Raw genomic sequence first — 22,608 nt, 5'->3', positions numbered from 1 at the left:
GCTTGGAAGACAACGACCATGGAGCTGAGCGCTGTATGAGTACACTGCGTAGCATGATCGGCGGCGAACGCTCCCAAATTGTCCCACCGTTAAGGGGCTAATGCTGTTCAGTTTCATAGACGGTACTGGCCGAAGCGCAGCCCGCCGGCCTGCGTTGCGTCGTCTCAATGATCAACGAACGCGGTGGGACAATGGGATCGCTGACAAGCTCGGCGATCATCGCCGAGCTTGTCAGCCCGCGCGTCGGGCACAATTCGATTCCAGCCGCATATCACTGGAGAGAACATGCTGAAAAATTTCGAGCGATATTCCCTTACCTTTGGCCCGACACCTATCGAGAAGCTCGACCGTCTCAGCGAGTATCTAGGGGGAAAGGTGGAAATCTATGCCAAGCGCGAGGACTGCAATTCAGGTCTTGCGTTCGGTGGCAACAAGCTCCGAAAACTTGAATACATTGTCCCGGACGCGATCGCGTCGAAAGCCGATACGCTCGTGTCGATCGGCGGCATTCAATCCAACCACACGCGCATGGTCGCCGCGGTAGCCGCCAAGATCGGCATGAAATGCCTCCTGGTACAGGAGAGCTGGGTACCACATGAAGATGCCGTTTACGACCGGGTCGGCAACATTCTCCTGAGCCGGATCATGGGTGCAGAGGTACGCCTGGTCGATGACGGCTTTGACATTGGCATTCGCCGCAGTTGGGAACAGGCGCTCGACGAGGTCAAGCAAAGGGGCGGCAGACCCTATGCGATTCCAGCCGGGGCATCTGTTCACAAATTTGGCGGTCTCGGCTATGTCGGCTTTGCCGAAGAAGTGCGCGCGCAGGAGAAGCAGCTTGGATTTGCCTTCGATTACATTGTGGTTTGCACGGTGACGGGGTCGACGCAGGCCGGCATGGTCGTGGGGTTCGCAAAAGACGGGCGACAGCGAAACGTCATTGGTATTGATGCTTCCGCGACCCCCGCTGAAACAAGGGCGCAGGTATCACAAATTGCCCGGGATATAGCGAAGCTCGTCGACCTCGGCTTTGAAATCGTCGACGATGATGTGGTCTTGCTCGAGGAGTACGCGTACCCCTGTTATGGAATTCCGTCTGATGAAACAAAAAAGGCTATCCGTCTCTGCGCGGGGCTAGAGGGCATGATTACGGATCCTGTCTACGAGGGAAAATCGATGCAAGCGCTGATAGACCTCATCGAGAAAGGCTTATTTGCGGAGGGGTCGAAGGTCCTCTACGTGCATCTCGGCGGCGCGCCTGCGATCAACGGTTACAGCTATACATTTCGCAACGGTTGAGGTGAGATAACCGTTGGGCCGTCCTGCCTGTGGGCTCGCGGTATTAAACTGCCAACACGAGCTAGTCACGTGAATCTGAAGTTCGGTTCATTGTCTTCTGGCAGAAGCGCTTGACCGACGCAAGGATTTGGTCGGCGGATTTGACCCACTTGTATGGGGTGGGGTTCTCGTTGTTGGTTTCGATGAAGGCGTCGATGTCGGCTTCCAGTTCTGCGGTTGAATGGTGTACGCCGCGCTGCAACTGCTTTCGCGTCAGCTCTGCAAACCACCGCTCGACCTGATTGATCCAGGATGCCGACGTTGGCGTGAAGTGAACATGCCAGTGTGGGCGGCGCGCGAGCCAGGCCTTGATTCTCGGCGTCTTGTGGGTCGCATAGTTGTCCATCACCAGATGCACGTCCGGCCCACTGGGCATTTCAGCGTCGATCCGCTTCAGGAAGTCGAGGAATTCAGTGGCCCGGTGACGCTTGTAGCAATGACCGATCACCGCACCAGTGGCAATGTCGAGCGCGGCGAACGGAGAAGTCGTGCCGTTGCGGACATAGGTATGGGTGCGCCGTTCGGCGACGCCCGGTGCCATAGGCAGAACCGGCTGCTCACGATCCAATGCCTGGATTTGCGATTTCTCATCCACGCATAGCACGATCGCCCGGTCCGGTGGCGACATATAAAGGCCGACGATGTCCTGCACCTTATCGACGAAGAGCGGATCTGAGGAAAGCTTGAATGTCTCGGCACGATGCGGCTGCAGGCCAAACGCGGTCCAGATCCGACGGATGGTGGTATGCGAAAGGCCGCTGTCGGCTGCCATCGAACGGATGGACCAGTGCGTGGCATCCTTGGGAGTGGCGTTCAACGTACGCTCGACGACCTGAGCAACCTGGGCATCGCAGACAGTTCGCGGTCGGCCGGCACGAATTTCACCTGTCAGCCCTTCAATACCATCCTGTACGAACCTGCGGCGCCACTTGCCAACCGTGTGCTCGTGAACACCCAGGCGTTCGGCAACGTCCTTGCTTTGCAAACCCTGCGCGCACAGCAAGACCATCCGGCATCGATCCGACAAGGAGCGTGCCGCTTTATGCCGGCGCACCTGCGATTCGAGGAAATTTCTGTCCGCGTCGCTCAGAACGACGAGGTCCGCCTGCCTGCCAACCATCGATCAAACTCCTGCTCTTGTGACTGAAGCCGAACAAAATGAAGCTTACTTTGGTTCCAGGTGACTAGTGGATTGATTCCAACGCTTGGTGCCCCCGGCGATGATTTCGTCTGGATCGGCTTTCCACACGAACGGTTGTGGCTCTTGGTTGTGCTCCTTGATGAAGGGATTGATGGCTGCTCGAAGATCGACGACGGAATGAAAGACGCCGTGCTTCAAACGTCGGCGTGTGAGCTTTGCAAAGAAGCCCTCGACGGCGTTGAGCCATGAGCAGGATGTTGGCACGAAGTGAAAGGTCTCCATCGCGAATGCCTTGCCAGCCAAGCGCGGACATTTGGCTACTATGGGCGGCATAGTTGTCGAGAATGACGTGGACGGCCTTGTCCTTCGGCAGTTCAGCCTCGATGGCGTTGAGAAAGCGGATGAACTCCTGATGGCGATGACGCTGCATGTTGTGGCCGATCACCGAACCGTCGAGGATGTTGAGAGCGGCAAATAGCGTGGTGGTGCCATGGCGCTTGTTGTCATGGGTCATCGTGCCGCCGCGCTTTTTCTTGATGGGCAGGCCAGGCTGTGTCCGATCAAGTGCCTGGATCTGGCTCTTTTCATCGACGGACAGGACGACGGCCTGGGCTGGCGGCGAAACATATAGTCCGACGACGTCGTGTAGTTTCTCGGCAAAAGCTTTGTCATTCGATAGTTTGAAGCTGCGCCAGCGGTGGGGCGCAAGACCGTGCTCGTGCCAGATCCTGACGACCGACGACGCCGCGATCCCAACCGCCTTTGCCATCGCACGAACGGTAACGGTCCAGTGCGTGGCTTCCTGCTTCGGTGCTTCCAACGTTAACGTGACCACCCGATCAACCAATTCGCTATCGAGCGGTGCAATGCCAGGCGGTCGGCTCTTGTCGCGCAAAAGACCATCCACCCCCTCGGCCATGAAGCGCTCCTGCCAGCGCCACACGCAGGTCTTGGATTTGCTTGTCGCCTGCATGATGGCCACCGTCCCAAGACCATCACCGCTCATCAAAATGACCTTCGCCCGCCACACGTGCTTCTGCGGCGAGCTTCTTGCCGAAATAATAGCCTCAAGCCGATAACGGTCGGCGGCCGAAACCTCGAATGTGATACCGGTGGGCATGCGCTATCGTCGCATACAGCAGGTCGAAAAGGAATCTCAAATCGGATTCTTTTGTTTCGATCAATCCACTAGCATGTCCTTCCTGGGACACTATCGCGATCCCGTCGTGGCGACCGTCACCCGCCGATGCGACAGGCGGATCGCCGATATCGTTGGGGTAAAGCCGGCGACGCTGTGCGGCTCTCCGAGACGCAGGATCTTCACGCGAGCGACGGTCGTCAGCATGCTGATGATGGTCGATGAGTTCCCTGCTCTCGGCTGCCTCGACTTATTTGAAACGCGCTGGCCTTCATGACTATGGTATGAAGGCGTTTCTGAGCGCGCAGAGCCTTAATCAGATCGAGCCGGTTGAAGAACCGCTCCACGCACCACGAGGTTTCGCTGCCGACGTATAAATTCGGGGGCTTCATGCCAATCCTTTATCTTCCAGCTCTCTACGACGATTCCCGTCAACTCACATAGCTCAAGTATGGGCGGTACAACGGAAACGTAATGCGTTCAGGGATTTCGGCGGTTACTCCCAACGCCGTGATCGCATTGTAGCAGATAACTTCTATCGGCATTCCTTTGTTCGCCTGTGTCAAGGCATCCAACACACTCCGTCTCGTGTGAAAATCGATGTTGAAGGAAATCGAAGTTGATAAGCTGCGAACGTGGTGGAGGGTTCCCGGTGGCATATACAGCATGTCGCCGGCGCTTACGGTGATGACGATGGGTGTCGCTTGCTCGTACTCCGGAAAACGCATGTAGTCCGGTTGTTCGGGGTCCACATCAAACCACCTCCACCCGCGGCGCCCACAGCACGTAGCTTGGCTAGGTGGGAGAATGGTGAACTGCTTCTCGCCGTAAATCTGGAAGAACAGGTTGTGACTAAGCAGGGTGTCGAAGTGGAGCGGAGTGACGGTGCCCGCCGGGCCCATGAAGAACTGCGAATAGCGCCACCAATGCCGACGGTACCAGGCAGAGAGGTATTCTCCAGGAAAGGGCTGGCAGTCCTGTGCCAGGCTTTCCACCAGGCCCAGCAGTGGGATATCGTGGCAGTACGGAACTGCTCTTGGGTTCAACGGCGCTCCATCGTCGCTCGGCAACTGCTCTGTGAGGAACCGCGTGTACTCCGAGAGCTTCCAAGAAGTGAGCCTAATGTCGCCGTGATCAAGCGTCTTCACCGGTATCGTGAGTTCTCCGGCAATCTCACTAAAATACTGGGGTGACCAGCGCCGGCAAGCGCTCCAAGCCGCACAGCCGTTACGTAGGAGCACCGGCCGCATTGCATCCCGGTAGTTAGTCGCAAATTCGCCGTCCGAGAGCTCTGTTACAGTAGGAACTGATGACCAACCCGAGTCTTCTAGAGACGACAATGAGCAATCGTGTGGCGCTTGTGTCGATGTTGCGAATTTGAGTTCGGTCATTTCTCATGTCCTTCTCAAGTTATGTATTCAGATTTCCAGACTCCGACGATCGCATCGCTGCGCTAAGGCGCTTCAATGCTACACTTTTACCACTGTGCAAGTGCTTATGCGCACGGCCGAGCGGTCTATCGAATGCATTGTGCTCCGGCCACCTTGCAAGAACTTAACTTCTGCGAGAGAACTCTCGTGCTTGTCGATGTCCTGATATTTGCAGCAGGCAGGATATGGGAAAGTCGTCGGGTTGGTAACTATCAGTCTTTGTAGGCCCTTCAAAAGGCCGTTCGTCGGGGAACGGTTGCGCCACAGCTCGAACGAATCGCACCTTGATTCACCGGGGACGGTGGAATTTACACAGTGAACAATTCGCGAGCGGACCATAAGACGGTCCTCGCCAGAGATTATCGCGCTTGCAGGGCAGTCGATCCGGTTTAGCCGCTTGCGTGCACGGCCTTGTCCAGAATGTCCAGACCACGTTGAAGCGTCTGCTCATCAATGGTTAAGGGAGGCAGAAGTTTGATAACGTGGTCTTCCGCACCGCATCGCTCGATCACGAGCCCATCTTCAAAGGCCTTGTGGGCAATATTCTCGGCTACTCCACCTGTGCCGCAATCGAGCCCCCACATCATGCCCCTTCCGCGTACGGACAAGCTGTCTCGGTTGTTTTGGGCGATCTTCCAAAGGCGCTCGTTCATGACGCGTCCTGTCTCTGTAACACGCGCCGACAGCTTTTCATCCGTCCAGTATTTTCTCAATGCAGCAGTCGCCGTAACGAGCGCAAGACTGTTGCCTCTGAAAGTACCACTATGGTCGCCGGGTTGCCAAACGTCGAATTCGGGTTTGAGCAGCACAAGGGACAGCGGCAGCCCGCAACCACTGAGAGACTTCGACAAGAGGACAATGTCTGGAGATATACCCGCGAATTCAAAACTGAAAAAACTGCCCGTTCGTCCGCAGCCTGCCTGAATATCATCAACAATCAGGAGGATGTCGTTCTTTCTGCAAAGCCGCTCGAGCGACTGCAGCCACTCTTTGCTCGCGAGATTGATGCCTCCCTCGCCTTGTATAGTTTCGAGAATGATGGCTGCCGGGAGGTCAACACCACTGCTCGAGTCAGCAAGTACTCGGGCCAGATAGTCCGAAGTGTCATTATCGGCTCCCGAGTACCCGTCGTAGGGCATGAAGACCCCACCGGTCGGAGGAAAACCTGCTGCACCTCGGTAGTGTCGATTGCCGGTTACCGCAAGCGCACCCAAGCTCACTCCATGATACCCGTTGGTGAAGGAAATTATACTGTGCCGTCCAGTAGCTTTCCGCGCGAGTTTCAAAGCGGCTTCCACGGCATTGGCGCCGGTTGGACCGCAAAACTGAAATTTGTATGTCAGACCCCGTGGGCGCAATATCGTTGCAACAAAGTACTCTATAAACTCTCTTTTGGCTGACGTGGCCATGTCCAACGCGTGGATGATGCCTTTTGTTTGCAAGTAATCTATCGCCTCACTGAGGAAATAGGGATCGTTGTGCCCGTAGTTAAGGACGGCGGCGCCAGAGAGAAAATCGATAAACTCACGACCAGTCTCGTCCTCGAGTATGGCTCCTGCGGCCTTCTTGAACACAACAGGAAAAAAACGCGAATATGATCGTACGTTGGACTCGAGGGTTTCGAAGGCAGATAGCGAATTGGACCTATTCTCTTGAAGCATAACCTTCCTCCATAAGAGCGATGGCACCACGGCGCCTCGCGTATTCTCTTGAACTGACGATGCGAGCTCGAAGTTTGTAAAAAGCAGTTTCCCTAAGCGGAATCCCTAGCGGTGACGTCGCTATCTTAGCCGGCAATCTGGGCCAGTGCGCCTACATGGGATGGTAGTATCGATAGCAACGTTCTTTGGTGTTTCGCCTTGTTTCGATGAGGCGTCGAACAAGATAGTTGCACCTCGTGACCGGTGCGCACGAACCGCCCACTCTCACAGACGCGCGAAAGGCGTGGTCGCAGTTCAGCCAACATCTGCCAGCGGTAGCCACGAAGGTCCCAAGGCTGCAGGTAGTGTGGCATAACGTTGACCACAGATTCCCATATACGGCCGACTAGTCATCTGAAACCTAAGTTCATTACATTGTACGCACGGCCTCTTCATGGGAGGTTTGAATGATGGCAAATGCGACTGGGCGACCAACGGCACCATTGGTTTTGAGCGAGGCGGAGCGGGAATCCCTAGAGCGACAGGTGCGTAAGCATCGCATTGCTCGTTCCTTGTCTTAGCGGTGCCGACCACGAATGGTCAATCCTGTCGCCGCTGTTGCCCCACACGCCCCGTGGCGTGCCCTGCGTCGATGATGGGGCGGGTCTTGAATGGCATCCTCTGGCGGTTCCGGACGGGCTCGCCCTAGTCTAGGCGGAAGCCCCGGAGCGCTACGGTCCTCCGACCACCTGCTACAACCGCTCGTCCGCTGGCTGCAAAGGACGTTTCCGCGGCGGGCTTACGAGTAAAATCCACGCGCTCGTCGACGCCGAAGGTCGCCCCATCAACCTCCGTCTGACCGGCGGGCGGATCGCCGACTGCACCGAGGCCAACGCGCAGACGGACGAACTCGGCGAGGGAGACATCCTACTGGCCGGCAAGGGTGACGAAAGCAATGCGATCCGGCCGAGGCCATCCAGCGAAAGGCCTGGACCAACATTCGGCTGAAGACCAAACAACGTATCGACGTCGTCTGGCAGTCGGAAGCGGGCAAAACCATGGGAGGTAATAGAGCACAAAAACAGCCGCTGTCCCAACCATTACAGCCGCATGATTCATCGTAAGCGCGAATTTCCCCGCGCCTTCTGTAATTGACTTAGTTTTGGCACAAAGTGTCCACCTAAAAAATTGGTGGACACCAAATGATTGAAGAACGTCAAAAACTTGCCGTGCGGCTGGTTGGTCGGAATGGACGCCGCCGTTTCGATCAAGTCTCGAAAGACCGCCTTGTTGCGGCCTGCCTTGAACCGGGCGCATCAGTGTCGAGACTTGCGCGCGAACACGGGGTTAACGCGAACCTCGTTTGGAAATGGATAAGGAAACACACCCGGGCTCCTCCATTTCCGCCGCCTTTGAGATCGGCATTTATTCCGGCTCAGATCACTGCGGCGAGCAACAAGTTTGACTTTGAAATGCCTGCCACGAGTGATGAAGAGCTGCTGGAGAAGGCAGAGAGGGTCAGGCCGATGTCCTCTCCAGCGAAGGTGAGCGCGTCACTGCCGAATGGTGTGAGGTTGACGTTGGAATGCGGCGATGTGGACACGTTGACGGCGATAATCGGAGCCCTGGGTCATGTTCAAGCTGGGCGCTGATCTTCAAGTCTATCTGCATCGCGAACCGATCGACTTCCGGGCTGGCATCAACAGGCTTGCGGCCTTGGTCCAGGAAACGATGGCGCTCGATCCATTTGCCCCGGCGATTTTTGCATCTGCTGTTCTTCGATCGCTCGGGCTTCGTGCTTGTTCTGAAGCGGTTCACAGAGGACAAGTTCCGCTGGCCCCGCCGTGAGGTGCCAGTGGTCACGCTGACGACCGAGCAACTACATTGGATCCTCGACGGCATCGATATCGATGCGATGGTCCGCCATCCGGTAAGGCAATATCAGATCGCTGGCTGATGGTACTCGAATTGAGCAGTTGACGCGACCGGACGGTTCAGATTCAAGAATCTGATGACTCGACCCGGCACCCCGACTGTTGAAGAATTGATGGCGCTTTTGGCGGCGAATGCTGCCGAAATCGCCGCGCTGAAGGCCGAGAAGGATATCCTTGCGCAGCGCGTCTTCAAGCTCGAGGAAGAGCTGGCGCTGGCGCAGTTGCATCGTTTTGCGCCGCGCAGTGAGAAGCACGTTGATCGCGTCTTCAATGAAGCTGAACAGGTTGCCCTTGAGGATGAAGCCGAAGGTGACCGTCGACCATCGCGTCCCAGTACGAGGTATTGCGCAAGGCTGCCCTCGGCGCAGCGCCGCCGCTTATGGCCCGTAGCGGCCTGATGCTCTTTCTGCGCCAGGGCATGTGGGGATGGGTTCAGGCGCTGACCGCAACAGCAACCATCCCGCGAGAGCAGAATTACCCATCGTCAATTGCTTGTCCGCTGCATGGCGGACACAGCGCCGTCGTTCACGTCCTTGCGACAATCGCCATGAGCACCAACGATCGGAGGTCACTATGAATGTACATCTCAAAGTCCAGCCTCATCACCTCGAACGCGGCGCCTACCTCTACATCCGCCAGTCTTCCATGCGACAAGTCGTTGAGAACGTCGAGAGCGCCCGGCGGCAATATGCGCTTCGGGGACGCGCTGTCGCCCTCGACTGGCGCGACGAGCAGATTATCGTCATCGACAACGATCAAGGAGAGTCCGGTGCATCGGTGGCGTGGCGCGAGGGGTTTCAGCGGCTGGTCAGCGATGTCGGCATGGGGCATGCCGGGATCGTCATGGGCCTGGAGGTCTCCCGTCTGGCGCGCAACAATGCCGACTGGCAGCGTCTGCTGGAGATCTGCGCCCTTGCCGACACCCTGATCCTCGACGAGGACGGCGTCTATGATCCGGCAAGTTTCAACGACCGGCTCCTGCTCGGCCTGAAGGGAACGATGAGTGAGGCCGAGCTGCATGTGATCAAAGCCCGGCTACGCGGCGGCATTCTCAATAAAGTGCGGCGCGGCGAGTTTCGTTGCCTCCTGCCGACCGGGCTGGTCTATGACCATTTAGGCAATGTGACTCTTGATCCAGACATGCAAGTCAGAGAAACGATCATTCATTTCTTTGAGATGTTCTCTCGCCTCGGGTCCGCCTCCCAGACCGTCAAGGTCTTTCGCAATGAAGGCCTATTGTTTCCGTCGCGCCTACACAACGGCGACACGCTGTTTCGGCCGCTCACCGCGTCGACGGCGATGCGTGTCCTGAACAATCCTCGCTACGCTGGCGCCTATACCTATGGCCGACGACAGTTTCGACGCACCATCGACGGCAAGAGGACTTTGCGTGCGCGCGACATTGATGACTGGCAGGCCTGCATTCCCGATGCTCATCCCGGCTATATCAGCTGGGAGCGACATCAGGAGAATCTGAAGATCCTCAAGGCGAATGGCCGTGGATTTGAAGCGGCACGAGCTTCAATCCCAAGGGAGGGACCGGCACTGCTGCAAGGCCGGGCCGTGTGTGGGCAATGCGGCAGCCATCTTAGGGTTCGCTATGCAGCCCGGCGTGGCCGGCAGGAAGCCTGGTACATTTGTAATCGTGCCCGCATTTATCGTGGGGAGCCTATGTGTCAGTCGATCGCCGGGCCTCCCGTCGATGGAGCCATCGGTATGCTGATTGCTGAGCAGATGACGCCGGCGGCCGTCGAACTCGCTCTCGAAGTCCGCAAGGAGATCCAAGCCCGGCATGAAGAAGCAGACCGGCTACGCTGTCGCGCAATCGAACGCGCCCAAACGGAAGCCGAGCTCGCTCAGCGCCGTTTCATGCTTGTCGATCCTAGTAACCGCCTCGTCGCCGACACGCTCGAAGGTGAATGGAACGAGAAGCTTCGCACACTGGTCAGTGCCCGCGAAGAGCGCGAACGTGGCCGAGAGCACGATCGATTCATCCTCGATAAAGCCGTCCACCAGCTGTTGGTCGCAATGACGACCGACTTCAACAAGCTCTGGAAAGATCCGGATACCCCAAGCCGTGAACGCAAGCGATTGATGGCCCACATCATCGAGGACGTCACTCTCTTAAAGCTGCCGGCGGAAGGAACCACCAAGCTTCACGTTCGCTTCAAGGGCGGCAAAATCCAGACGCTCACCATCATGAACCCAAAATCCTCCGCTCAGCAGGTCAAGACAAAACCCAGTATCGTTGAATTGATCGATAAGCTTCTCGATGATTACATTTATCCCGAGATCGCCGAGATTCTGAACGAGCAGGGTCTTCGCCCAGGTGGAACGGCACGTCGCGGCTGCCATAATGCCCGCTTTACACCTCTCAAAGTCGCCTATCTCATCCACGAATATAAGCTGCGATCACGATATGATCGACTGCGACAGCGGGGAATGCTGACAAGACAGGAAGTGGCAGTGCACCTCAAGATCAGCGAGCAAACCGTCGCCAGATGGGCCAAGTATGGCCTCATCACCAGACATGCCTACAACGGGCACTACAGCCTATACGAAATGCCCGATGGAGACCTGCCGCTGAAGCAATGCAGCCGTTGGAACCAACTCGAAGATCGCGCTGCTGCGCACCGACAAATGCAAACCGAGCTAAGAACATCAACTGACACGGAAAGAGGTGTAGTGTGAACGCCGATCGTTCGAATAGAGGCAAACCCCGCTGCCGTCCCGCCAGGCGATCTTAATTCTGTCCGCTCGCTTCGACCGAAAACGCCGAACCATTGAACGGATCGAGGCCGCCATCCCTCACCAGCGCCATCAAAGACGCGGCTCCCTTGCGGACGTCGACCGGCTGGCACGACACGTAGACCACAACTCCGGAAGCGATCATGCCTTGCGGACCACCCGGAGATTATTGGCCAGGCGATCGGGATTGACATCGGCGCCGGCGCACACCACGACATCGCCCACGACGATTTCTACCATGGAACTGCCCACCGCTTCAAAGTGCGTGACCTTGACTGGCGCCTTGCTCCCTCCGTCAATGAGGCGACCATTCCCGACGAAAGCGCCTTACGACGGCACGCATAGAGCTGCGACGGGTCCAGTCCCTGAGACCGCGCAATCGCCGATACATTGGCCCCCAGCGAGAGCGCCTCCACGACAATCCATGCCTTCTCTTCATCCGACCAATGACGCGGCTTGCGTCGAGACTGCATCGGCTCCGCTGTCAAAATCTCGAATGTTCGATGATGATACACACTGTCGCTCATAGATCCCAAGGGCTGTATGACGGCCGCCGTTTTTCCAGAATGAGTGCTCGCACTACCAACCACTTAATCTGAAGAGACTGCGATGCTTAAGAGTCGGACTCGAAAAGGGTTCAACGATATCCATATCCTGCGAGGCGTCTTGTGAGCATGCGGATGTGGGCGATTGTGATCCACGCTTCTGCTGAAGCGACGGATTTTTCGAAGTCCTTGGCCAACCTGCGGCATCGACCAAGCCATGCGAAGGTCCGCTCGACGACCCAGCGGCGCGGCAGGATTTCAAAACCCTTGGCCTTGTCGGAACGTTTGATGATTTCGAGTGTCCATTTCCCGATTTTCTGCAGCCGCTTTTTCAGCTTGTCGCCCGCATAGCCGCCATCGGCGAAGACATGAAGCAGCCATGGCCATCGGTTCCTGATGGATTTCAGGAGATCGGGGGCGCCGTCGCGATCCTGAATATCGGCACCGTGCACCATGAGGCCGACCATCAGCCCGAGTGTATCGACGATGATGTGGCGCTTGCGGCCCTTAATTTTCTTGCCCGCATCAAAGCCCCGGATACCACCGCTTTCGGTTGTTTTGACGCTTTGGCTATCGATGGCACCGGCCGTCGGTGAGGCTTCTTTCCCCTCCAGTTCCCGCGCCTCCATGACGAGGTGATGGTTGATGCGTGACCAAAGGCACATGGCCCGCCATTCATAGAAATACCGCTGAACCGTCGAACAGGGCGGAAAGTCCTTGGGCAGCATCCGGCCACTGGCAACCTGTCGAGGCGATATAGAGAAGGGCGTTCACAATCTCCCGCAAATCGGTCTTGCGCGGCCGACCCAAACGCCGTGGCGCGGGCATGACGCCGCAACAAATTCCCATTCGCGATCCGTAACGTCGCTTGCATATCGCAGCGTCCGACGGACACAACTTAGCCGGGTGGTTTCAGTCCAGGCCATCGTGCTCTCCATCGAATCTTCGCAAATCCGAAGGAATCACAACTGACTGAAATCACTCACATCTTTTTGAGGCAGCCTCTAAGACCTATTCCCGGCGACCGCCATCCAAACCAATCTTGCCGCAACATTTCTGTCTTCGGAACTGTCTCGTTCGACATGGATCTTCCTATTGCCGGGGAATGGCGAGAAGATGTCGAAGCATTCGGTGGTAGCTGTTGGGAAGGGTTCGTTCGTTTTCTCGCGATGGGTCTATCGGCGGCGGACCTCGTGGAGCGGTTCTTCAACAGGATCAAACAGTTCCGAGACACGGCAACCCGACAGGTCCCGACAGGATAAGCACCCGGAAACTACCTCGCCGCCGTAAAGCTCGTCGCCGCGAGGACATGGTGTTAAAGTTTATGAGTCGACGCCCGGCAATTTCAAACGAATCTACTTGCCTGGGTGGACAGTCCTCCGTGACTCACGGCCGGCACAGAGATCGAAACCTATCGCGGCGCGGCAGTACCCTGCAGGATATTTCGGCGCTTTAGCGGCGATTTCTCTCGACGGCCGCTTTGGTTCTTGTTCTTGCAAGCTCCAATCCTGTAGGTGACAGATTTATTGGTCAGATTTGCGGGAAGTGCGTAATTTGTAAATGCAGTTCCTTACAATTCAATTATACCGAACTTAACTGCTTTCATTGCAGCCACCGTTCGGCTAGTAACATCCAACTTTCGCAATACATTTTTTATATGGAAATTGACAGTATTTTCAGATATTCCAAGAATAACGCCTATATCCCACGAAGATTTGCCTCTCGCGACCCACAGAAGACACTCCTTTTCTCGTAGAGAAAGGTCAGTAATTTTATCAGGTCCCCTCGAAGTTTCGAATTTGCCCATCACCGGTCCTCTCTCCTCAAGTGAGCCACGCGTTGCCACGGGTGCACAAGGCTTCGGCTGTAGGAGACGCGGCTGTGCGTCCCTTTGTCGGCACGACGGGATCGCTAAAGCGCTATCACTGCAGATCTGATCGGACCTGGCCCGACGGGAGTTCCTGACGGTTGCCGATGAAAGACCTTCAAAAGGCGTGCCAACGTCAACAAATAGCCTCAGCAAACATGTTTTACATGTTTATCAATGACTTAGTCTGTGGTGCGACAGGAGCTAGGTCAACATTCACCGTCGCGGACTCGACAAACCTGACAGTAGGTGTTCCTTCTACGTCCAGTTGTCGGTAACCTTCCGTCGGGACTTGTGATTACCCACATCTGAGCGTGCCGGCAATTTCGGTTCCAACGCGGATATCGGGCCTCCTGAGGCCACGCCAGACAACTGCATTTCTTGGCGGTGGGTCTGATGCTCCTAGCACTTCTGTGGTTGCCGCCCGTAATGCAAGAAGTTTTTGTCTGTCTGAACGTGTGATCGAGTGCGGTCTTCTGTCAGGCCTTTGGTTGCGGCATTTCGAAAGACCGCTGGCCGGTATGGTGATCTGCGGATCGGGTCCAAATCTACTTTCCGAGCTATGAAGCTCATAGTGCTAACTGGTTTTCCTGATCCAGATCGGTTCGATCATTACGCCCATTCAGGTCATCGACTTCTCACACCTCTTTCACCAGCATCAGCGTATTCAGCGCGGGATCATGCCGCCGCCGATAACACTTGTTCCCGGTAATCTTCCTGTTTCGTCAGCATGGCCCAGATTCTCCGCGCCATCTTGTTTGCCAGCGCGACAGCCACAAGCATTTTCGGCTTGCGCATCAGCATCCGGGCAAGCCATGAACCTGGGGCGGCCGGCTTGCGGTCTGCTACTCTCACATGCGACATTGCGCCGATGATCAAAAGCCTGCGTATGTCAGCCTGCCCGGCCTTCGACACGCGGCCGAGCCGCTCCTTTCCGCCAGAAGAGAATTGCCGTGGCACAAGTCCGAGCCAGGCTGCAAAATCGCGACCGGACCGGAATGCCGTCATTGCCGGTGCAAATGCCTCAATCGCCAGCGCGATCATTGGACCGACGCCGGGCATAGTCTGAAGATGCTGCGCAGCGGCGCTATCCCTGGAGGCATTGGTGAGTTGTACCGTCTTTTCCTTGATGCGGATCGTCTTTTCGTCGATCTGCGCGAGCAAATCCCGGCATTCCTCCCGCACGACATCCGGCAAGTCTATCGCGTCATCGCGGATGATTGCATCAATACGCTTAATATGGGCGATACCTTGCGGAATGATCTGTCCAAATTCGTAGAGCACGGCTCGCAACGCATTCACCAGTTCCGTGCGCTGATGAACAAGACGTTCCCGTCCCCGGAAGAGCACGGCTCTGGCTTGCTGATCCTGCGTTTTGGGTTCTACAAACCGCATTTCTGGCTGACGCGCTGCAATCGCAATCGCTTCGGCATCGGCCATGTCATTTTTCTGGCGTTTCACAAACGGGCGGACGTATTGGGGCGCGATCAGCTTCACCTCGTGGCCATAGGTCGTCAACTCGCGTGCCCAATAGTGAGCACTGCCGCAGGCTTCCAGGACAACGACCGTGGCCGGTTGGCATTGCATGAATTGCATGAACTGGCGACGTGACAGCTTCTTCCGAAAGCGCAGCTCGCCCGTCATCGATGTCCCATGAAGCACGATGATATTCTTTGCCAAGTCAACGCCGATCATTGTATCCTTCATTTGCCGCTCTCTCCGTTTCGTGGCCTCAACACCACCTTTTTGGCACATTGCGATGCCGTTTGGGGAGGGCGGCAACCATCCCATCTACTTTGGCAGACTAACCGGCGATTTACGATGATGGGCCATCTTGTGTGCTTTCACAGGGGCGCGCGAGATGGCGGAGTTGGATGTTGCACTGGCGGATTGGCTGAAGCCGTTTATTGAGAAGCTTGGTCACAAGAAGCGGCGGCAGATGTGCCCGGTGTATATTTCGGGCCTCATCGGACCTGGAGATCGCAAGAGCATCGACTCGATGGCGGAACGGCTTGCGCTTGATCACTACGACCGCCTGCATCATTTCATCCCGGATGGGATTTGGGATGCCGGTCCCTTGAGGCGGAACTGGCGGTGCAGTCCGACAAAATTGTCGGGGCCTCAGATGCTTTTCTGGTGATCGACGACACAGGCCTGCCGAAGAAGGGCGACCATTCTGTTGGGGTCGCGCCGCTGGGCACGCGCGTCAATTGCCAGACGCTGGTGTCGTTGACGCTGGCCCGCGACGAGGTTCCCGTCCCAGTGGGCTTACGGCTATTCCTGCCCGAGCGTTGGACCAGCGATCAGGATCGGATGGCTAAGGCTGGCGTTCCCGAGAAGATGCGCTTATCGCGCACTAAACCGGAGATCGCGCTCGCCGAGATCGATCGGCTGTGTCAATGCCGCGTGAATTTTCCCCAGAAGTGGGCTCTTCCGCAATTTCGGTGCAAATTAGGTTCCGATTATACGTGAACGCAGGAGGCCCATCCCAGCTCTTCCGTACATGGAACGCTTGATGAGCTTCAGCTTGTTAATCTTTCCCTCAACCGGGCCGGTACTCCAAGGCATCGTCAATGCAGCGTAAACCGCATCTATGTCGCGGCGAATCCCACGCGCGAACGAAGACATCGGCCCGGTTACGGCATAATGTAGCCTCGGCTTCAGCGCGGCGGTTTCCCGATTGCAGATCATGGACTGGAAGCGTCGTGCCAGACCCGCGGCAGCAGCAACGTCCGGTGAGGCCGAGGAAATGGCATTCACAAAGGCGCGCTCGTTCCGCGGGAGAGTATCGACATCAGCCGTCAAGAGGCGAACGGTTTGCCGGGATGAAGGCGTGTGCCATGACCGTGCACGACCGCCAGTCGATATCGTCAAGATTGAGGGTGGCAACTTCGCTGGCGCGCAAACAGAGCTTGGCCAAGGATCATCAGAACCGCATAGTCCCGATATCCGCGTTGGAACCGAAATTGCCGGCACGCAATCGGCCAACGCCGTGGAAATAAAGCCCTTCAAATGCAAGTAGCGCAGGAAGGCACGCACCACTCCGCACATCGCTTTGCCACTGTGGGCGGAGCCATCGAGCGCATGTCGCTCGACATAGCCCATGACTATCTCCGGGGTGAGCGCTGCAAATCCATCTGCGCCGGCAGGCAGACCTCCAGCAGAAATCAATGTGACAGAAGCTTGTGGCTTCCCACCGTCAAGCCCTCTCTCATTCGATAGATATGTCGCGAATACATCGACAATCTGTTCGTGCTCCGTGCGCTCAACCGGCAGGGCGTCCGGTATAAAACCCTCTTGCCAGCGCTGAAAGCAAGCGTCGGAGTGCCGATCGGTCGCCCGAGTCGGGACTCCGATGTTTAAAACGATGCTCAAAAAAACGGTCGACATGAACTTCGCTGAAATCCTGTGGATCATGTCCGTTGCCGACGTGGCCAGTCCATCAGGTCTCGAAACATGCTCAGCGAGCGCCAGGTGCATTGCCGACCCAAGCCTTCGCTCGGCATTTTGGCGACGTAAACCCGCGCAAATCCCCGATACGGACCGTGGATCAGCGTCCGATACAGCGCGCTGCGCTTCAAATAGTCACTTGCGTTCATGCGTCCTCTCCTTCGCGTCAATTGCGACGGAGAGACCCTACGCTATGCCGACTGGGCCACCGCTATGCTACCGAAAACGTTGGCAAAAACTTGCTTAATCGGCATAGTTCGACGGGCATAAACGGCCAAAATGAAAAACGTCGATCCGCTCGCTTGGCTAGCCCAGACACTAACGCGCATCGCAAATCGATGGCCCGCTCAAGATATCGAGTTGCTGCTCATGCGCTGGAACTTCAGGTCAGACGCTGTCAGCTAACCGCGTCCGCCTCCTTGATCGACGAGTGCCCCATCGCCGATCGCAAGCGGTCACTGCGACATGGGCAAGGGCATGAAGGGTCTGGCGCCGCTGGCGCAGGAGGGCCCCGGCCGCGATCATTTAAGTGCCAGCCTTTGGTATAGTGGAGCAATCGCGCTGACGCCGGTCAGATGTCCTATCTGCTGGAAGGGATCGATTGGCGAAATCCATAGCAGACTGGCGTCCGACCAGCGCTGGGTGAAGCATAATGGCAGCACGTCCTCAACCGTAGCACGAACGGCGGAGCGTGCGCCCGTCGATTTTCCCGATATGGTGGGCTTTTGGTGCCTCGGAGCGAAGGGGCAGCCTCCTGTGATTCACCGGCAATAAACTCATTGCGTATTTTCCGGCGCTTTATTTGCTCGGATGAGCAGCGAACTATAAGTGGAGCGCTGCTTCGTTGTTCTCCGCCCAGATATCTCGGCATCCGTTGCAGGATACATTCGTTGATGGATCTGGCACGCCCGGGAAATGGCCTGCTCATAATCGGATTCCAAGTGAACGCGCAATCCTGAAGAATCGAGCTCTGTCACCGCGGTTCTTGATTCAATGGAGACCAAGCGAATGCTCTTCAGCGCGACAAGCCGAATGCCAAAATCGACGTCGCACAAGATGCATATGCGGGCCCCGCAATTGTCCTCAATACAGATGGCACTGACGTCGTGCTGATCAAGAAGCGCGCGAAGCTTGTTTCGTTCGGCAAGGCTGCGGCACGATAACACCGCTGTACCGCGGGCCACTGTCACGGAACTGGCATTTCCATGACCTGTGACAATGGTACCCGTAACAGCTCCCTCGCTCGTGAGCGATTTGCAAGCAATGGTGATTGCGTGCTTTTCGGCATAGGCCACCGCCCTGTGGTGCAGTACTTTTGCGCCATGTTGGGACATCCGTGCGATTGTGGTGTACGCAATCTCCGGGATCAGCCGTGCTCCCGGAACAAGATAAGGGTCTGCCGTATAGACGCCAGGAACATCGGAGTATATTTCGCAAGCGTGCTCCCCCAGCATGGACGCAATTACGATAGCAGTCAGATCAGAGCTGTTTCTGCCGAGAAAGGTTACCTTACCGGACTGGTCAATCGCCTGGCCACCAGCGGCAATGACAACGTCATTCTCCTGTAATGCTGCAATAACTGGACTCGCATCCACGCTTTCTACTGAAGCGCGGCCGAACTCTGAATTCGAACGTATTCCAAGGGAATAACCGTTTAAAGAGAGAGCGCGAATTCCTAGCCCACTGACGGCCGCCTCCAACAGGCAGGCACTGAGCATCTCTCCGGTTGCGAGTGCCGCATCGAGGTTCGATGGTTTTGGTTGCTTGTTGACGTCGAGCATGACTGCTTTGAGCTCGTCGGTAGTTCCTGACATCGCGCTGACCACGGCAACGATTTTGTTTTCGCCTGCCGCTAGTCGCTCGGCTAGATGCCGAGCGACGCGACCAAAATCTTCAGGATTCAGAAAATTGGAGCCTCCGAATTTCAGAACGGTCACGTTCATGGTCCACAAATCACGTTATTGGCAATTGCAAGCTTCGCGATGAGGAGTGCATTAAGCGCCGCCCCAACTTGAAGATTATCCGCGACGACCCAGATCCAGAGCCCGCACGGGTTCTCGGAGTTGACTCTAACGCGCCCGACGTGAACGACCGCCCGGTCTTGGAGAAGGCGCGGCGTTGGATATGCTTCCCGAATCCCGCTTGCATAGAGCCGAACGCCTGGCTCTGTCGCGAGCAACTCATGAACCCGTTCGAGGCGAACTGGCTCTTCGAATTCAAGATATACCGCCGCTGAATGTCCGTTTATTACGGGCACTCGAACGCAGGTTGCGGTTAGCCGCAGATGAGGCAAGCCAAAGATTTTTCGAGACTCGTTAACCAGCTTGATTTCTTCGAGGGTTATCCCGTTCGAGGCGATCTTACCGACTTGCGGTATTACGTTAAACGCGAGGGGGAGAGGAAAACGCTCGGCGCTTGGCGACGCGCGTCCACGCAGTGCGCTTCTCGCCCCTTGCAGCAGCTCGTCAATCCCTTTCAGGCCTTTTCCCGAGGCGGGCTGATAGGTGGTCAAAATGATTTGACGGACAGCAAATGTGGTGACCAGCGGTCTCAGAGCTCGGACCAGCTGAATTGTGGAGCAATTTGGGTTTGCCACAATGCTCGAGTGGGGACGGCTAGCGAGCGCATTCGGATTAACTTGCGGTACCAGGAGTGGTACGTCAGGGTTCATTCGGAAGGCATTCGAATTATCAATGACGAGGGTGCCTTGCGCTGCAAACAGAGGTCCATACTCGGTGCTTACCGCGCCTCCTGCGGAAAAGAATGCGATATCCGCTTTTGTATCGACGATATTGTCGAGTGGCTCTACGATGCAGATTTCATCTCGGAACCTCAAGCGACGGCCACCCGAAGTGCGGGACGCAAGCAGCCGCAACTGAGAGACCGGAATTTGACTTGTTTCGAGCAGTTTTATCAGTTCTGCTCCAACAGCACCGGTGGCACCAACAATTGTAATATCTAAGGCTCTCATGCGGTCCATCATCAGGGAACAGCGATAACGAGTTTCGTCGTTAGAAGTCGTGCAACGGTTCGGAACTCCACGGGAGCCTCTCGGCAATGCCGAAACAATTACTCAATCTCCGACGGGAGTTCTGGGCAACTCGCTGGTTGACGGACACGTACACTGCTTCAATAGAGATCGCATCAGGCTCCGATGAAGTACCGTCGATGATGAGCGCCTAAGATGCTATGCGATGATAGAGTTCTAAGAAACTACCAGAAGAGGTGGGAAGATGGGGTACGCGCATCTTCCTCACAGCAGAAACATGCGGTTCTGTATGTTGGCAAGCGCGCGCCTTTTCGGTGCACGTCATCGAGCGGAGAGGGGTCCATCGCCTTGACGAGATCGTCGACGGATGGATGTAAGCTTCCTGGATAACAGACGTCAGAGCCTTCTCCGCCATGCGACGCGGCTTCAGAAGCTCGGGAAATAGCTGCCTTTGCGCAGCTTCGGAATGCGAAGCTCGACCGTTCCAGACCGTGTCTCCCAGTCCCGGCCACAGTAGCCGTTGCGTTGGGCGAGCCGCATCGGGTTCTTCTCGCCGTAGCCAGCACCGGTCGCGCTGCCGATCTCCAGCTCCATCAGCCGCTCGGCCGCAAAGCCAATCATCTCGCGCAACAAATCCGCGTAGGCGCTCTTCTCAACAAGCGAGCGCACGTTCATCATCTCGCCGGCATCGGTGGTCTTTCCATCAGGTTGGTCTTGAACAACCCGACCTCTACCGGAAAAACACTGATGGCCACCTAATCCTCAGGACCTCCACCACCTGACGGGACACAATCGTTTCCGGCGTTTCGCAGTCACCTGCCACGAACTTCCATCCCGCGGAATTACGACCTCGCCCCCGGTACGAAACAAGGGATTCCTTCGAGCGGCATTCACGCGTCATGTCGCCCGCATTGTCCAAGTCGGCCGATGTCGGAGATGCAGCATTAATCGTAGCGGAGACATCCTATTGTTTTGCGAAACATTTCTTCTCTCGGCACGGCGCTTGCATCGTAATCCGCAAAACACGTCACCGGACCGGGGAGAATCGTCCTATGGTAACACCCATCGACAATGCTGTAGCCGTCCGAATCGCCTCGCAAGCCGCCGAGCAGCCGAAGGTCTGGTCCCTGACCAATGATTTCCGGTGGGCGATCTGGAACATACGATTGCCGAGCGACATCTGCGGGTCGATCATCCAACAATCAACCGCTGCAGTGTTCGTGTTCCTACTCAACTGCTGGAGCGTTTCAACGGTGCCGCTGCCGGAAACTGGCATATTGACGAGACTACATCAAAGTCCGTGGTCCAATCCGATTCATGCTGGCTTGAAGGCGGAGCCGACAGCAACTAGCCCGTCTACAATCCTTGTCTAGCATTTCGAGCTAACTGAAATTTCCGTCGCACCATCAGCCGCAAACCTGTTCTCGCGTCAGATTCAAATTCCGCGACAGAACCATAAATCTAGGGGCCGCTCGAATACACATCTGAAAGGTTGACGCGATGTCGAATGACGCAACTACCCCGGGTTCCCCGCTGCCGCCGATTGTGCTTATCGCTGCGGCAGACGATAACTTTCGGTCGCTTTTGGAATATACCATTAAAAGCAATGGCCTTGTTCTTGTGGGGGTGAGCGATGGCGAGACGCTGGCCAAGCGCCCTGAGGCAATGGCGCCGGGTGTGCTGCTTCTCGAATCACGTATATCCGCAGTCGAGACTCAGACGCTATGTGAACGCCTCCTCCTGATCCACCGGACGCGGTCGATGTTGATTATCGCGCTCGCGGCCGGCGGTGAGCAAGAACGTCAGCAAGCAATGCTCGAGACTGGCGCCGATCAGTATCTCAGCAGACCATTCTCGCGCGAGACACTCATGACAAGTATTGGCGCGAACTGTCACAACGCAAATCGGGATCCCGCGTTCAGCTCACGAGAACTCTTGACTTTCCTCGATCTCGAACTGGATGTGAACAGTTATCGCGTACGGCGGAACGGTCGCACGATTCATTTGACTCCGACCGAGTTCCGCCTGCTGCACCATCTCATGAAGAACCCACACAAAGTGTACTCCAGGGATGAACTGCAGGACGCAGCTTGGCCGCGCGCTGTTCATCTTGGCCCCCGCACCATCGATGTTCACATCGGCTGCTTGCGAGCGGCTCTCAAAAAGGCCGGCGGAGAGGATCTCATACGGACCGTACGGTCTGTCGGCTATGCGCTTTCCGAGTAGGCACGCGCCAGGTATTTTGACAGCACCTAGCGTCTCTCTCGTGCTCTCAAACTAGGTATCAAACTAAAGCGTGTCGCACTTATTCAGCCTCATATCCGGCTGCTCTGAAGAAATTCAGGCATTCGTCGACCGAGAAGAGGCTGACAATTTCACCGAGGGCTT

16 protein-coding genes and 10 pseudogenes are annotated in these 22,608 nt (G+C 56.4%); 12 read left to right on the top strand and 14 right to left on the bottom strand.

What is annotated here, in order from left to right; all coding sequences use genetic code 11:
- Positions 1-285: 285 nt before the first annotated feature.
- Positions 286-1,299, top strand: a complete 1,014-nt coding sequence (locus PY649_RS26190) for a 1-aminocyclopropane-1-carboxylate deaminase (RefSeq protein ID WP_285871777.1) — start codon at positions 286-288, stop codon at positions 1,297-1,299.
- A 61-nt stretch (positions 1,300-1,360) separates the two neighbouring features.
- Here PY649_RS26190 and PY649_RS26185 read toward each other — a convergent pair whose 3' ends face one another.
- Entirely contained in the window at positions 1,361-2,458 is a 1,098-nt protein-coding gene (locus PY649_RS26185; protein WP_285871776.1) for an IS630 family transposase, read from the bottom strand.
- A gap of 45 nt (positions 2,459-2,503) precedes the next feature.
- A pseudogene (locus PY649_RS26180) lies at positions 2,504-3,599 on the bottom strand (IS630 family transposase).
- A 64-nt stretch (positions 3,600-3,663) separates the two neighbouring features.
- Here PY649_RS26180 and PY649_RS26175 point away from each other — a divergent pair.
- A pseudogene (locus PY649_RS26175) lies at positions 3,664-3,940 on the top strand (type IV secretory system conjugative DNA transfer family protein); the annotation flags it as partial.
- A 108-nt stretch (positions 3,941-4,048) separates the two neighbouring features.
- Here the strand turns inward: PY649_RS26175 and PY649_RS26170 are convergent.
- Entirely contained in the window at positions 4,049-5,008 is a 960-nt protein-coding gene (locus PY649_RS26170; protein ID WP_285871775.1) for a cupin-like domain-containing protein, read from the bottom strand.
- A gap of 428 nt (positions 5,009-5,436) precedes the next feature.
- Entirely contained in the window at positions 5,437-6,708 is a 1,272-nt protein-coding gene (ectB, locus tag PY649_RS26165) for a diaminobutyrate--2-oxoglutarate transaminase (protein ID WP_285871774.1), read from the bottom strand.
- A gap of 540 nt (positions 6,709-7,248) precedes the next feature.
- Between ectB and PY649_RS26155 the strand changes: the two are divergent.
- The 5 genes and pseudogenes from PY649_RS26155 to PY649_RS26135 all read left to right on the top strand — a co-directional run.
- Positions 7,249-7,709, top strand: a pseudogene (locus PY649_RS26155) (transposase); the annotation flags it as partial.
- Between the two features lie 180 nt (positions 7,710-7,889).
- On the top strand, positions 7,890-8,339 hold the full coding sequence (gene tnpA, locus PY649_RS26150; RefSeq protein WP_285871773.1) for an IS66-like element accessory protein TnpA: 450 nt from the start codon (positions 7,890-7,892) through the stop codon (positions 8,337-8,339).
- Positions 8,320-8,644 (top strand): annotated as a pseudogene (gene tnpB / locus PY649_RS26145) (IS66 family insertion sequence element accessory protein TnpB). Before tnpA ends, tnpB begins: the two are co-directional and overlap by 20 nt.
- A gap of 54 nt (positions 8,645-8,698) precedes the next feature.
- Positions 8,699-8,929, top strand: a pseudogene (locus PY649_RS26140) (IS66 family transposase); the annotation flags it as partial.
- A 265-nt stretch (positions 8,930-9,194) separates the two neighbouring features.
- The gene (locus PY649_RS26135; protein ID WP_285871772.1) at positions 9,195-11,312 is read left to right on the top strand and encodes a recombinase family protein; all 2,118 of its coding nucleotides are present in this window, start codon (positions 9,195-9,197) and stop codon (positions 11,310-11,312) included.
- 52 nt (positions 11,313-11,364) lie between these two features.
- On the opposite strand, the gene PY649_RS26130 is transcribed toward PY649_RS26135, so the two are convergent.
- From PY649_RS26130 to PY649_RS26120, 3 genes and pseudogenes are all read right to left on the bottom strand, one after another.
- On the bottom strand, positions 11,365-11,514 hold the full coding sequence (locus PY649_RS26130) for an IS66 family insertion sequence element accessory protein TnpB (RefSeq protein WP_285871771.1): 150 nt from the start codon (positions 11,512-11,514) through the stop codon (positions 11,365-11,367).
- 88 nt (positions 11,515-11,602) lie between these two features.
- Entirely contained in the window at positions 11,603-11,842 is a 240-nt protein-coding gene (locus PY649_RS26125; RefSeq protein ID WP_285871770.1) for a transposase, read from the bottom strand.
- Between the two features lie 164 nt (positions 11,843-12,006).
- Positions 12,007-12,840 (bottom strand): annotated as a pseudogene (locus tag PY649_RS26120) (IS5 family transposase).
- Between the two features lie 220 nt (positions 12,841-13,060).
- Between PY649_RS26120 and PY649_RS26115 the strand changes: the two are divergent.
- Positions 13,061-13,233 (top strand): annotated as a pseudogene (locus PY649_RS26115) (IS5/IS1182 family transposase); the annotation flags it as partial.
- Positions 13,234-13,484: 251 nt separating this feature from the next.
- Here the strand turns inward: PY649_RS26115 and PY649_RS26110 are convergent.
- Together PY649_RS26110 and PY649_RS26105 are read right to left on the bottom strand one after the other, a co-directional pair.
- A pseudogene (locus tag PY649_RS26110) lies at positions 13,485-13,688 on the bottom strand (helix-turn-helix domain-containing protein); the annotation flags it as partial.
- Positions 13,689-14,459: 771 nt separating this feature from the next.
- Positions 14,460-15,488: an IS110 family RNA-guided transposase gene (locus PY649_RS26105; RefSeq protein WP_285871831.1), complete on the bottom strand. Its 1,029-nt coding sequence runs from the start codon at positions 15,486-15,488 to the stop codon at positions 14,460-14,462.
- A 154-nt stretch (positions 15,489-15,642) separates the two neighbouring features.
- Here PY649_RS26105 and PY649_RS26100 point away from each other — a divergent pair.
- A pseudogene (locus tag PY649_RS26100) lies at positions 15,643-16,196 on the top strand (IS701 family transposase); the annotation flags it as partial.
- A 36-nt stretch (positions 16,197-16,232) separates the two neighbouring features.
- Here the strand turns inward: PY649_RS26100 and PY649_RS35190 are convergent.
- A complete protein-coding gene (locus PY649_RS35190) occupies positions 16,233-17,198 on the bottom strand; it encodes a transposase (protein ID WP_432761412.1) in 966 nt (321 codons plus the stop codon).
- Positions 17,195-17,380, bottom strand: a complete 186-nt coding sequence (locus PY649_RS26090; RefSeq protein ID WP_285871769.1) for a hypothetical protein — start codon at positions 17,378-17,380, stop codon at positions 17,195-17,197. Before PY649_RS26090 ends, PY649_RS35190 begins: the two co-directional genes overlap by 4 nt.
- Positions 17,381-17,510: 130 nt before the next feature.
- Here PY649_RS26090 and PY649_RS26085 point away from each other — a divergent pair, with 130 nt between their 5' ends.
- A complete protein-coding gene (locus PY649_RS26085) occupies positions 17,511-17,636 on the top strand; it encodes a transposase domain-containing protein (protein ID WP_432761411.1) in 126 nt (41 codons plus the stop codon).
- 371 nt (positions 17,637-18,007) lie between these two features.
- On the opposite strand, the gene PY649_RS26080 is transcribed toward PY649_RS26085, so the two are convergent.
- The 3 genes and pseudogenes from PY649_RS26080 to PY649_RS26070 all read right to left on the bottom strand — a co-directional run.
- On the bottom strand, positions 18,008-19,174 hold the full coding sequence (locus PY649_RS26080) for an aspartate kinase (protein WP_285871768.1): 1,167 nt from the start codon (positions 19,172-19,174) through the stop codon (positions 18,008-18,010).
- The gene (locus PY649_RS26075; RefSeq protein ID WP_285871767.1) at positions 19,171-20,202 is read right to left on the bottom strand and encodes an aspartate-semialdehyde dehydrogenase; all 1,032 of its coding nucleotides are present in this window, start codon (positions 20,200-20,202) and stop codon (positions 19,171-19,173) included. Before PY649_RS26075 ends, PY649_RS26080 begins: the two co-directional genes overlap by 4 nt.
- A gap of 385 nt (positions 20,203-20,587) precedes the next feature.
- Positions 20,588-20,898 (bottom strand): annotated as a pseudogene (locus tag PY649_RS26070) (transposase); the annotation flags it as partial.
- Between the two features lie 374 nt (positions 20,899-21,272).
- Here PY649_RS26070 and PY649_RS26065 point away from each other — a divergent pair.
- Both PY649_RS26065 and PY649_RS26060 read left to right on the top strand, forming a co-directional pair.
- Positions 21,273-21,593, top strand: coding sequence for a hypothetical protein (locus PY649_RS26065; RefSeq protein WP_285871766.1), 321 nt, complete (start codon positions 21,273-21,275; stop codon positions 21,591-21,593).
- A 127-nt stretch (positions 21,594-21,720) separates the two neighbouring features.
- Positions 21,721-22,446, top strand: coding sequence for a winged helix-turn-helix domain-containing protein (locus PY649_RS26060; protein ID WP_285871765.1), 726 nt, complete (start codon positions 21,721-21,723; stop codon positions 22,444-22,446).
- Positions 22,447-22,608 lie beyond the last annotated feature (162 nt).

The sequence above is a fragment of the Rhizobium mayense genome (assembly GCF_030272705.1).
GTDB classification, from domain to species: Bacteria; Pseudomonadota; Alphaproteobacteria; order Rhizobiales; family Rhizobiaceae; genus Rhizobium; species Rhizobium mayense.
This window is presented reverse-complemented; position numbering and strand designations above follow the sequence as displayed.